Origin of the sequence: Paracidovorax citrulli (assembly GCF_900100305.1) — a bacterium.
In the GTDB taxonomy this organism is placed as follows: domain Bacteria; phylum Pseudomonadota; class Gammaproteobacteria; order Burkholderiales; family Burkholderiaceae_C; genus Paracidovorax; species Paracidovorax citrulli.
This window is the reverse complement of sequence record NZ_FNEY01000001.1, coordinates 1-12716: the sequence shown is the minus strand read 5'-3', so window position 1 is coordinate 12716 and position 12716 is coordinate 1. Positions and strand designations below refer to the sequence as shown.

The following is a 12716-nucleotide window of genomic DNA, read 5'->3' as shown; positions in this document are numbered from 1 at the left end:
AGTTTTGAACGCTTCGTATTTCCGCGAAGCGCTGCGGCCGGCCTGCGCGGCCGCGCCGTCGCTCCGCTCCCGTTTCCATGCGCATTGCAGTCCTCGACGACGACCTGATCCTTATCGAACTCATACAGGCAACGGCCGCCCGTGCCGGGCATTCCTGCTACCTCTACCAGGAAGGCAAGGAGTTCCTGAAGGCGCTGCGCACGGAAACCTTCGACCTGATGGTGGTGGACTGGCACTTGCCCGACATGGAGGGCCTGGAGGTGATCCGCACCGTGCGCGCGGCATCGATGTCCGTGCCCATCCTGTTCATCACCCGCCGCAATGCCGAGCAGGACCTGGTGGAGGCGCTGGCCAGCGGGGCCGACGATTTCATGACCAAGCCGCTGCGCATGGGTGAATTCATCGCGCGCTGCAGCGCCCTGCTGCGCCGCGCCTATCCGCAGGTGGTTTCCGGCACGCTGATGTTCGGGCGCTACCGGTTCGATCCGGACAAGCGCAGCCTGCTGGTGGACGACGTGCCGGTGGAGCTGAAGAACAAGGAATACGAGCTGGCGCTGTTCATGTTCCAGAACGCGGGACGGCTGCTGTCGCGCGAGCACCTGCGCGAGGCGATATGGGGCGGCATCCACGACGCACCCTCGCGTTCTCTGGACACGCACATATCCCGCCTGCGCGCCAAGCTGGCGCTGGCGCCGGACCATGGCTACGTGATCACGGCGGTGTACGGGGTGGGTTATCGGCTGGAAATAGCGGCACCCCCTGAGTCGCCTTCGGCGCCTTCCCCCTGAAGGGGGACGACGCCAGTGGCCCGGAACATGTTGCCCCCCTGTGTCGCCTTCGGCGCCTTCCCCCGAGGGGGACGACGCCAGTGGCCCGGCGGAGCCGGTTCCACGGCGTCTGCTGGCGTGGCCTGCTCCGCGGCCTTCTGACGGGAAAGGCCGTGCCTTAACGCATGCTGTCCATCGTTTTTGAAATGTTTGAACCGGGGGGCTGGCGCCCCCCGATCCACTCACCTCATCGGCCGCGCCGCTGGCCGGGCGTGGAGTGGCGCAGGGCCAGCAGGCCGAGCAGGCACGACAGCGCGATCAGGCCCCACTGCGACAGCGTCGGGATGGTGGCCACTCCGCCGGGCGGCGACTGCACCGTGGTGGTCTTGGACGAGCTGTTGTTGCCCGGATTGGTGTCGCCCGGCGCGTCCAGCGTGGCGGTGTTCACGAGCGGCCGTGCGCCGTCGTAGGGCGACGCGAGCTTCGCCTTGAAGCGGAAGTCGCGGCTCGCGCCGGACAGCAGTTCGCCGACGGTGCAGTTCACCGTGCCGGACGCGAACGTGCAGTCGGTGGACGACACGAAGGCGAGGCCCTGGGGCAGCGCGTCCATCACCTGCGCGCCCTGGCTCGTGAGCGGGCCGAGGTTGCGCACGGTGAGCACGTAGTCCACGTCGGCGCCGGGCGCGAGCGGGCCGTCCGGGCCGGTCTTGGTGAGGGACAGGTCGGTGGCGATCGCGTCGCGCTTGGTCGAGGTCTGGTCGTAGGTGGTGTTGTTCACCACCACGTCCTGGCCGCCGCGCAGGAACTCGGTCTCGCGCACCGCCACCACGGCCTTGTGGAACACGGTGCCCGACTCGGCGCCCGTCGGCAGGCTCAGCGCCTTCATGCGGAACGTGATGGTGGCGACCTCGTCCTTGGCGAGCCCGGGGAAGGTGCACACCACGCTGCCGGAGGTCGCGCCCACGGCGGGCTGCACGCAGGAGCCGCCCCGGTCCACCGTCAGGTTGCCGGTGTAGGCGAAGGTGGCCGAGGTGGCGCCGTTGGTCGGGTGCGTGACCGGGAAGGTGTCGGTCATCACCACGTTCGTACCGTACGAAGGTCCGGAGTTCTTCACCGTGATGGTGTAGGTGGTTTCAGCGCCGAGCGCGATGGCGTCCGCGCTGTGCGCCATCGACACCAGCACGTCCAGCTCGGGCTGGGTCAGCTCGACCTGGGCCTGGGCCCGGTTGTTGGCCAGGTTGGGCTCGTCGGTCGCGGTGCCGATCTCCACCTCGTTGTTCAGCGTCTGGCCGGCCGTCCACGCGGTGGTGGGCCGCAGGCGGTAGGTGACCTCGTACTGCCCGCCGTTCGCCAGCAGCATGCTCGCGCCCGTGGTGCCCCAGCGGCAGTTGAGCGTGCCGTCGCTGCCCACCGGATCGCAGGTGCCGCCCCCGGTGGCCGTGGGCGTGCCGATCAGCACGGTGCCCGCGGGCAGCGTGTCCTTCAGCCAGACGTTCTCGGCCGACGACGGGCCGTTGTTCTTCGCGCGCACCGTGTAGGTGACGGGCTCGCCGGAGATGGCGCGCGGCGTGGGCGACACCGTCTTGGAGGCGACGAGGTCCACGCGCGCCGTGACCTCGCTCTGCACGGTGGAGGTGTTGTTGCCCAGCACCGGGTCCACCACGTCGGCGGAGAACGCGGTGGCGGTGTTGCTGCGCTGCGCCGTGGTGGCCACGGTGGGCCGCACGGCCACGGTCACCGTGGCGCTCGCGCCGCTCGCCAGCGTGCCGAGCTGGCACAGCAGCGTGGACGAGGTGGCGTTGGTCGCGCCCGAGGGCGTGCAGGTGCCCGCCGTGGTGTTCACCGACACGACACCCGGCGAGCCGCTGCTCGACACCAGGCTGCCCAGCGCATCGCGCACGCTCACGTTGGTGGCGGGGTTCGGGCCCTGGTTGGTCACCACGAGCGTGTAGGTGAGCACGTCGCCCGCCGGCACCGAGGCCTTGTCGAAGGTCTTGACCACGCGCACGTCGGCCGACACTTCGCTGCCCGGCGTCTGGTCGGAGGCGCCCACGCCGATGCCCTGGCAGTTGATGCCGTGGGCGGGGTCGTTGATCCACGGGTCCTGGCGCGTGCCGCCGCTGGCGGGGCTGAAGTTCACGCAGGCGTTGTTGGTGGCGGAGCCCGCGGTGGTGCGCACGGCGTCCACCACGATGTCCGGCGCATTGCTGTTCACCGCCAGGCCGGCGACGCGCTCGCACGTGAAAGTGCCGGGGCCCACGAGCGGCAGCGCGCTGCAGGACCATCCCGCACCGGAGGCCGCGTTCAGCCCCGTGAGCGTCACGCCCGCAGGCACCGAATCGTTCACCACCATGGAAGGGATCTGCGGCGTCGCGCCCGAGGTCGCGGGCACGGCCAGCGGCCCCAGGTTGCGTACGCGCAGCCGGTACTGGTAGGTCTGGCCGATGGGAATGGCCACGCCCTGCCCGTTCTGGTAGTTGGACGCGGACTTGGTGATCTGCAGGTCGGACACGTCGGTGGCCGTGATGAACACGTCGGGCGTGGTGTTGTTGTTGGTGTTCGGGTCCGTGCGGCCCGTCATCGCCACCGTCGCGCTGTTGGCCAGCGTGCCCGTCTGCTGCACCTGCGCCCGCACGGTGATCGCCGGCAGGTTGGTGTAGTTGGAGGCCATGGCGGCGGGCAGATCGCAGGTGATCTGCTGGCCCGCGGGCGTGCAGGTCCAGCCGGAGCCGGAAGCGGACACGAAGGACAGGCCCGCGCCCAGCGTATCCACCACGCGCACGGGCACGCCGTCGAGCGCCATGCCGCCGTTGAGCCGGGGCGTGAGGGTGTAGGCCACCTCATCGCCGATCCCGTAGCTGGTTGCGCCGCTCACCGCCTTGGTGACGGACACATCCGAGCCCGTGCCGGCGACGTTGACCTCGGCGGTACCGGTGTTGTTGGACGGCTGGCCGTCGGGCATTTGCGTGGAGCCGTCCTTGTAGCCCTGCACGGAGAACGACGTGGTGATGGAGCCGGTCACGTTGGGCGCGGCCTCCACGCGCAGCCGCGGGGCCACGGCGCCGGCGGCGAGCGCTCCGGCGCGCGAGCAGGTCACCACCGTGGCCGGATCGGGGGCTCCCGGCGAGACCACCGGCGAGGCGTTCGACGCCGCGGGCGTGCAGCTCCAGCCATTGGTGCCGCCCGCGCGCGTCACCGCGGTGCCGGTGGGCACGCTGAACGAGACCTGGACGCGGCCGCCCGCGGGAATGTCGGTCGGTCCCTGATTGCCCACGTCCACGAGGTAGGCATAAGGCTGTCCGGGCGCGATCGGACTGCCCGGGGGCGCGAGCGGGTCGGTCGCCGCCGAGAGCGACAGGTCCGCGGCCTCGGTGGTGGTGATGCGGCGGTCCAGCGCATCGTTGCTGGGGTCGGAATCGGTCTCGTTGCGCGTCACGCGCGCGCTGTTGATCCAGTTGGTGGACACGGTGGGCAGCACCAGCTCGAAGTCCACGGTCTTGGTGGCGTTCACCGCCAGGGTTCCCAGGTCGCACTGCACGACCTGGTTCGCTGCCGTGATCGTCGTGCCGGGCGCGATGGCCGGCAGGCAGGACACACCGGCCGGGCTGGTCGTGACGGACCGGAACACCGCGCCCAGCGGCAGCGTGTCCGTCAGTTGCACGCCGGTGGCGGCGCTGCCGGTGTTGTGGCGCACCTTGACCACGTAGTGGAAGGTGCCGCCGGCCGGACCGGACGCGGAGGCGGGAACGGCATCCTGGTTGACGAGCACGTCCGTGCTCTGGGCCTGGGCCGCGCCGGCGGCCAGCGCCAGCACGGCCGTGAGGGCGCCGAGGTGAAGGCTGCGCGCGGCCCTGGCGGGCGTGGCGAACATGGCGCGGCGGGTGCCGGGCGGCGCCGAAGCGCCCGCCCGCCATGGAGAAGATTGATTCATGCCGGTCTCCCTGAGTGTGATGGACTGGACCCGGCCACACCGCGACACCACTGCAGCACCGCGAGGTGCGGTGGAGTGGGGGCGGCATGGCGCGAGGAGTTGGCAGAATCTATGGAATGGATCACCACGATTGCGGAATTCAACAATTGTTGACAATTCCTGCTCTGCCGTGCGTTGCCCGCCACACCACGTACTCCGTACGCTGTGCTGCCGCCCCTCCCTTGCGCCCCCATGCATTGCCCAGCCGACGACTCCACGACGCTTCCGCTCCGTTGCCCCGCCCCTGCGCCGCGGGGCCGCGCGCCGTGGCGCGGTTGCCTGGCGGGCATCGCGCTCATGGCGCACGCGGCGTTCGCGGTCCCGGCCCACGCAGGGGCGGACGGCGTCTCGGTGCTCCACTGGTGGGTGTCCGGCGGAGAGCGGGCGAGCATGGACGCGATCCGCGACTTCACCACCGGGCGCGGCATCGCATGGAGCGAGTTCTCCACCCCCGGCAGCGGCACGGCGCGCTATACGGACGTGCTGGCCGCGCGGGTGCGCGCGGGGCGGATTCCCACGGCCGCGCAGATGATCGGCTACGACATCCACGCATGGGCCCGCCGGGGCCTGCTCGACGACCTGGACGACATCGCCGCACGCGAGGAGTGGGACGAGGTCGTGCCCGACGAGATCCAGCGGCTGTCCAAATGGCAGGGCCGGTGGGTGGCGGCGCCCTTCAACGCGCATTCCACGAACTGGCTCTGGCTGAACAAGCACGTCGCGGACCGCCTCGGCATCACCCGGCCGCCCGACACGTGGGCGGACCTGATCGCCCTGCTCGACCGCGCGCGCGCCGCGGGTGTGCCGCCCATCGCCATAGGCCACGAAGCGTGGGAGCACACCCTGCTCTTCGAGTCGGTGGCGGCCGGCGTGGGCGGTGCCGCCTTCTACCGCCGGGCGTTCGTGGACCTCGACCCTTCAGCGCTCACCGATGCCGTGGCGACGACCATCTTCGACCGGATGCGGCAGCTGTCCGGCTATCTGGAGCCCGGCTACATGCAGCGACGCTGGGACGAGGCCACGGACCGCGTGGCGCGCGGCCGCGCGCTGCTGCAGGTGCAGGGCTTCTGGGTGGATGGGGAACTGCGCGTGCGCGGCCTGTACGCCGGCGTGGATTACCAGTGCTGGCGCTTTCCCGACACGCAGGGCATGGTGCTGTTCAACAGCGACCAGTTCATCTTCTTCCGCCGCCCGGCCGGCGAGCGTGCCGCGCAGCTGCGCTTCGCCTCCGCCCTCATGGACCGCGAACTGCAGACATCCGTCAACCTGCGCACCGGCGCCGCGCCCGCGCGGGTGGACGTCCGCAAAGCCCTTTTCAACACCTGCGGCCGCCAGGCCATCGCCGAGTTGCGCGGCGCCAACATGCGCCGGACCCTGCTCGGATCCATCGGCATGGGCAACGCCCACCCCTCCAGCGTGAAAATCGCCATCTACGAAGTGGTCACGCGCCACCTGCAGCGCAGGATCGACACGCCGGCCGCGGTGGCGGCGCTGCGCCAGGCGATCACGCCCCACCGCTGAGCCGCCCGGCCCGCCACGCCGCCCCGTCCCGCCCGCCATCCCTTCGCCACCTTTCCCGGAGCCGCCGCATGGTCCGCACCCGCCCGCTGTCTCATCTGCCGCTCACCGCCAAGATCGTGTTCCTCGTGGCACTGATGGGCGCGGTGTCCATCGCGACCGCCCTCTACACCACCCGGACGATGGGGCACATCACCGACGACTACCAGGCCCTCATCGACCGCGAGGCACAAAGCGTCCTGCACGTGAGCGACGCGGCCCTGCTGCTCGGCGAGTCGAGCCGCCTCGTCTATGCGGTGCTCACCGAACAGGACGAGAACACCATGCGCGCGGCCCTCGCCACGCTGCAGCGGCTGCAGGCGCAGTTCGAGACGCAGATCGATACCACCGAGCGGCTCGTGCCCGGGGATGCGGCCCCGCTGCGGTCGATCCGCGAGCAGGCGGCCCATGCCTTCACGCTGGCCGCCCGCATCGTGGACGCCGCCGCCCGCTGGCGTGGCGACCGGGCGCTGCAGATCATCCACGGCGAATTCGAGCCCGCGCTGCGCACGCTGCAGCAGGCCATGAACCGGCAGCGCGACGAATCCACCGACCGCTTCCGGACGGCGTCGGTGCAGCTGGGACACCTCACGAGCCGCACGATCCTCAACACCGCGCTGGCGGTGGCCGGCGGCCTGGCGCTGGTGATCGCACTGTCCACGTGGGTGGCCGTCTCCCAGATCTCGCGCCCCATCACGCAGCTCACGCGGCACATGGAGAGGCTCACCGACCGGCACTACGGCGACCCCATCACAGGCACCGACCGGCGCGACGAGGTGGGCACCATGGCCAAGGCCCTGAAAGTGTTCAAGGACAGCATGCAGCGCGAAGACCGGCTCGCCGTGGAGCTCGCGGCCAGCGCCGAGGCGAGGCGCCTGTCGGAGCAACTGGTCGATCTCACCAGCGCCATTCCCGGCGCGGTGTTCCAGTTGCGCATGGCGCCGGACGGCGGCGGCCACCGGTTCCTCTTCGTGAGCGACAAGGCCGAGGACCTGCAGGGCCGCAACGCCCAGGAGCTGCTGCAGATGCAGGGGCCGCTGCATGCCGCCTACGGCCTCGACGAAGACGCGGGAGCGCTGCTGCAGGGGGCCTTCGCCCGCAGCCTGCGCACGCTCGAGCCGCTGGATTTCGACGTGGAGGCGCTGCGCGGCGACCGCCCCCGGTGGATCAAGACACTGGCCACCGCGCGTGCGCTGCCCGACGGAGCGGTGCTGTTCAACGGGGTATGGCTGGACGTGACGGAGCAGCGCAACCAGGCCCGCGCGCTCGCCCAGGTGGCCGAGGAGAAGGCCACCTTCCTCGCCGTGATGAGCCACGAGATCCGTACCCCGCTCAACGCCATCCTGGGGCTGGCCCAGCTCGCCCTCCGGGAACCACTGCCGCCCGCCCAGCAGGAGCGGGTGGAACAGCTCTACCGCGCAGGCCGGCGCCTGCTGCGCATCGTGGACGACACCCTGGACTTCTCCAAGATCGACGGCGGGCACCTCGTGCTCGAACATGCGGAGTTCGACGCACGGCAACTGCTGGCCGACCTCTGCGAGCTGTTCGAACCCCGCGCCCGGGACAAGGGTCTGGCGCTGCGCGTCGGGTTGTCGGAAGACCTGCCGCCCCATCTCGTGGGCGATGCGCACCGCATCGCGCAGATCCTCATGAACTTCGTGAACAACGCCATCAAGTTCACCGAATCGGGCGAGGTGGCCGTCGCGCTCGAGGCCGAGGCGCAGGACTCCGAAGGCACGGTCGTGCTGCGGGGCACCGTGCGGGACACCGGCATCGGCCTCACCGCGCAGCAGCGCGAGCACCTCTTCCAGTCCTTCCACCAGGCCGACGCGACCATCACGCGCCGCTTCGGCGGCACGGGCCTGGGGCTGGCCATTTCCCGCCGGCTCGCGCGGCACATGGGCGGAGACGCGGGAGTGGACAGCACGCCGGGACTGGGCAGCACGTTCTGGTTCACCGTGCGGGTGCGGCGGGCGGACGGCACCGTCCGCCCCGCGGCACCGGCCCTGCCGCCGCTGTCCGGGGCGCCGGCCGCGCTGGCGGGCCGGCGCGTCCTGCTCGTGGACGACAACGAACTCAACCGGCTCGTGGCCACCGGCCTGCTGGAGGCGGGCGGACTGCAGGTGGACACGGCCGACGACGGCGCGCAGGCGCTCGAGCAATTGGCGCGGGCGCCCGACGGCACCTACGACGCCGTGCTCATGGACATGCAGATGCCCGTCATGGACGGCCTCACCGCCACCCGCCGCCTGCGCGCCCAGCAGCGGTTCGCGACCCTTCCGGTGATCGCGATGACCGCCAACGCAGCACCCCAGGACGTCGAGCGCGCACGCGCGGCGGGCATGGACGACCACCTGCCCAAGCCGGTGCTGGAACTGCCGCTGTGGGCGATGCTGGCCCGCTGGATCACGCCGTCCGGCCTTCGCGCAGCATCGTCCCCGCCAGAACGCACCGCCGCGCCGGGCACCCAAGCAGGCCGCGGCCTGCAGGAGGTCCTGGCCCTGCCCACCTTCGATGCCGCGCCGCTGGAGGAACTGGCGGGACTGCTCGCGCCCGGCCACCTCGACGCGCTGCGCGAACGCTTCGCCCGGGATGGCGATGCGCGGATGCGCCGGCTCGGCCAGGCCTGGGAGGACCGCGACTGGCCGGCGCTGCGGGAGGAAGCGCACGGCTGGGGCGGAACGGCCAGCAGCTTCGGGCTGCTGCGCCTGGACGCCCTCACGCGCCTGCTGGAAGAGGAAGCGGTGCGGTCACTGGCCGCGGGCGACGGGCATGCGCCGCCCGCCGTTCTGCTGGACGCCGTGCGCGAAGCCCTTCGCGACGGCCTGGCGCAACTGCAGGGCCACGCGCTGCAGGCCCGCTCCCCGCAGACCGGCGCCACGGCCTGAGCGCCATGCGCCGGAGCGCTCAGAACTCCGCGTGCAGGCGCACCGAGACAATATCCACCGGCCCGCGGTCGCGGTTGTAGCCCGGATTCCGGATGCGCTGCGCGCCCAGCGACACCGCCGAATGCAGCGCACCGGCGGCCGTTGGCACCGGCGGCATCACGGCGCGGTAATACACCTCCCACACCCGCTCGCGGCCGTAGTTCAGCGCGCCGTCGCCCAGGAACGCGCCCTGCCCGCCGGCCGCCAGGTAATCGCGGTGGCCACCCGACAATCCATTCACCGCCAGGGCCGCGCCCATGCGGTCCGCAGGCCGGCCCCAGGCCGCGCCGGACCACTGGCCGCCCACCGACAGTTGCCGGTCGATCTCGGTGAACGCGAACGTCTCCTGCCGCCCGCCGCTGCGGCCCGCGCGCACGAACACGCCGGCATCCTCGCCCAGCGGCGCCTCCAGGGTCACGGCCCAGCCGGTCTTGGTCTGCAGCCGGCGCACCGCGCCCACGTCCGGCACCGTGCCGGCGGCCTGCCCCAGCGCCACCGCATCGTCGAACGCGCCCATCACCGCCCGGTTGCGGAACCACAGCACGCGACCGCGCAGCGGGCCCGCCGGCAGGGCCACGGGCAGGTCGGATTCGGCCTCGATCTGGTCGCCGTAACGGCGCTGCCAGGCGCGGTCGAGCTTCGGTCCGTTGGATTCGCGCGGCTGCAGCCCCCGGCCGCCGCGCACGGCCCACTGCGGCGTGCGGTATTCGAGGATGCCGGCCCAGGTGTAGCCGCGCGCATCGGCGGCGTAGTCCCACGGCCCCGGCGCCAGGAACGACCAGTTGAAGAACTGCTCGCGCGGATCCTTGGCATAAGGGTTCGGATCGAAATAGTCCAGCAGGGAGACGTTGCCCAGCACCAGCGTCCAGCGCCGCGCGGTGGCCGTGCCGCCCATTTCGTTGAAATCCGCGTCGATCTTCTCCGTCTCGCCGCCCGCATTCCAGCGCTGCAGCCAGAAGAGCCGCGCCCGGTAGGCCTTGAGCTGTGACCCGGAAGAGCGCGCCAGCTCGCCGTTGGAGAGCCCGCCCGCGCCCGCGAGGTGGGACAGCGGCACGCCCCGGGCGGCCTCCGGATTGAAGTGCAGTTGCCCCCCTTCCCAGGGCCGCACCGCCAGGTCGGCCGTGGCGGTGAAGGAGTAGGAGCGCTCGCGCGTGGGCACCAGGCTGTTCGGGCCGGTGTAGGCCGCGTCGAAGGCCGGCTTGCGCTGCCAGACGTAGGTGGTCTGGGCGTGCAGGGCCACGCGGGGCTCGGGCGGAGCGTCGCCGTCCGCCGCGGCGGTCGCGGGCGCAGCGATGGGGGAGCCGTCCGGAGACGCAGCCCAGGCCCCGGTGGCAGGAATCGCCAGCAAGGCGGCGGTCAGGAAAGGAACGCGGAAACGGGTCGGCGCGGTAACGGACAGGGGCAGGAAGCTACGCATGGGCCGGCATTCTGGCAGCGCCCGGCGGCGCGGCCGTGTCGGCCTGCCCCCGGTGTGACTCGGCCGCCACACTGCCGGGCAGGAAGGTCAGCGCAGGGGCCGGCGCGGGGGCAGGCCCGCCGAGGCGCTGGAAGACACCGGAATACCGCCGACGGAGCGCTCCGGCGGAACCGGAACGCCGGCCGCGGGAGCCTCTGCGGCCGGGTCGGGAGAAGCCGGCGCCGCCGCGCCCGCGCCGGGCACCCCATCGGCGTCCGGCGCGGCCGTCGGCTCCTGCGCGGGAGCCCCGGCCTGCGCGGGAACCCCGGCGCGGGCGGCCATGGACCGCCGCCAGGCACCGATCACCACCTCGTTCACGAACGCCCGGTCCAGCCAGAGCCAGATCACGATCGGCGCCAGCGTCGGCACCACCAGCGATCCCAGCTGGTAGCCATAGACCAGGGCCTCCATCTGCCACTGCGCCACGCGCAGCGTGCGCACGTCGAACTGCGCCGTCAGCAGCAGTTGCATCAGCAGTTGCATGCAGAGGCTGAAGGCCTGCAGCGGCAGCAGCAGCGCGTAGCCGGCCAGCGCCCGCACCGTGCGGCCGGGCCCGCGCGCGGCCAGCAGCAGCGCCAGGAAGATCGGCAGCCCGTAGGCGTAGCGGCCCGGATCGGATTCGAGGGTGATCTCCACCGGCTGGTTGCCCGTCTGCGGCGTGGCGATGGCCACCGAGGTATCCACCTCCAGCCGCCCCGGGGCGAGGCGCGCCTCGCGCACCCAGCCGGACGCGGTGCGCTCCAGCGCCGCCCCGGCCACCAGGCCGACGGGGTAGGACGTCCAGGGCGACACCCGCGTCCACGCGAGCGTGAGCAGCACGACCCCGATGAAGAGGCCGATGACGAAGGCCTTCAGGCTGGCGGCGCGGCGCATCGCGGTCGCGAGGCTTCAGGCCAGGGCCGCGGCCGGGGGCGTGGCCGGCGGCGCGCCCGGGCCGGGCGGGGAACCGGCGGACGACGGCCTGCTGCCCGCGCGCACCCACAGCAGCCAGACGATGAGCACGTCCACCATGATCAACGCCTGCCAGAGGTACTCGTGCGCGAAATTGAACACCGACGTGCTCCACTGGCCCAGGTAGAACAGGCTGATCACCCGCACGATGTTGAGCGCCTGCACCGCCACGAAGCCCGCCGCCAGCCCGACCAGCTTGTGCCGCCAGGTCGAGGGGAAGGCCATCACCGCCGCGAACAGCACGATGCAGGCCTCGATCCCGTTGCAGCCCGCCTCGATCGACACGCCGAAGCCCGTCTGGTGGTTCCAGAGCACCTTGCCCGCCGCCGCGGCCGAGCTGTCGAACCACATCACCATCGTCGCGCAGATGCGCGCGAGCAGCGCCGTCCACGGCAGCACCAGGTGCTCCTGCACCCAGTTGAGCATGTTGATGCCGAACAGGGTGAGCTGGAGGGTGAGGAAGATGAGGAAGAAGCGCAGCATGGCCGTGGGGCTCCGCGGAGGACGTGGGGATCGCTGCGCATTATCCGGGAGCGGTGGGGAGCCGCCCGATCAGCGCCTCATGCGTGTTTGTACAGACGCAACCCATCAACCTTCGGGAACAAAAGTTACCCGGCGCAACTTTTTGATCAATTAGAGAAATTTATGATCCCGGCCGTTCGAAATGAACTCAGCCGCAACCCGGGAGGTTGCGCTCTATAAAGATAACTGACGAGGGGTATAACCATGAGCGGCAAACCCGCCGCCCGCCAGGGCGACTTGACGAAAAAAGGCGGCCCGATCGTCCAGGGCTCGGCGACGGTGCTGATCGGCTCGGCGGGAGGCGTGGCGTGCTCGGTGTGCCCCGGGGGCATGGCGGTGGGCAACCCGGTGAACCCGGCGCTGGGCGCGAAGGTGCTCACGGGGGGCGATGAACTGGACTTCGCGCTGCCCGGGCCATTGCCGCTGGCGTGGCAGCGGGTGTACAGCAGCTATGTGAACGCGGAGCATGGCGCGGCGTGCGGGCTGCTGGGGTATGGGTGGAAGCTGCCGCTGGAACTGCGGTTGGTACTGCAGGATGAGCGCGCGGTGCTCTTCGATGCATCCGG

The 12716-nt window shown here is 71.4% G+C and carries 8 protein-coding genes; 4 read left to right on the top strand and 4 right to left on the bottom strand.

What is annotated here, in order from left to right:
* The first annotated feature begins 77 nt into the window (after positions 1–77).
* The gene (locus BLR99_RS00040; protein WP_011797289.1) at positions 78–788 is read left to right on the top strand and encodes a response regulator transcription factor; all 711 of its coding nucleotides are present in this window, start codon (positions 78–80) and stop codon (positions 786–788) included.
* Between the two features lie 226 nt (positions 789–1014).
* On the opposite strand, the gene BLR99_RS00035 is transcribed toward BLR99_RS00040, so the two are convergent.
* Positions 1015–4698, bottom strand: a complete 3684-nt coding sequence (locus tag BLR99_RS00035) for an IPTL-CTERM sorting domain-containing protein (RefSeq protein ID WP_048857677.1) — start codon at positions 4696–4698, stop codon at positions 1015–1017.
* 429 nt (positions 4699–5127) lie between these two features.
* Between BLR99_RS00035 and BLR99_RS00030 the strand changes: the two genes are divergently transcribed.
* Entirely contained in the window at positions 5128–6258 is a 1131-nt protein-coding gene (locus BLR99_RS00030; protein WP_211481570.1) for an ABC transporter substrate-binding protein, read from the top strand.
* A 68-nt stretch (positions 6259–6326) separates the two neighbouring features.
* On the top strand, positions 6327–9182 hold the full coding sequence (locus tag BLR99_RS00025) for an ATP-binding protein (RefSeq protein WP_011797292.1): 2856 nt from the start codon (positions 6327–6329) through the stop codon (positions 9180–9182).
* 19 nt (positions 9183–9201) lie between these two features.
* Here BLR99_RS00025 and BLR99_RS00020 read toward each other — a convergent pair whose 3' ends face one another.
* The 3 genes from BLR99_RS00020 to xrtH form a co-directional block, all read right to left on the bottom strand.
* On the bottom strand, positions 9202–10638 hold the full coding sequence (locus tag BLR99_RS00020) for a carbohydrate porin (protein ID WP_011797293.1): 1437 nt from the start codon (positions 10636–10638) through the stop codon (positions 9202–9204).
* A gap of 87 nt (positions 10639–10725) precedes the next feature.
* Complete coding sequence (locus BLR99_RS00015; protein WP_074686495.1) at positions 10726–11550, bottom strand: exosortase H-associated membrane protein; 825 nt, start codon at positions 11548–11550, stop codon at positions 10726–10728.
* Between the two features lie 15 nt (positions 11551–11565).
* Complete coding sequence (gene xrtH, locus BLR99_RS00010; protein ID WP_011797295.1) at positions 11566–12111, bottom strand: exosortase H; 546 nt, start codon at positions 12109–12111, stop codon at positions 11566–11568.
* A gap of 243 nt (positions 12112–12354) precedes the next feature.
* Here xrtH and BLR99_RS00005 point away from each other — a divergent pair.
* Positions 12355–12716, top strand: a 362-nt coding sequence (locus BLR99_RS00005; protein ID WP_139160115.1) for a DUF6531 domain-containing protein, incomplete at its 3' end; no start/stop codon positions are given.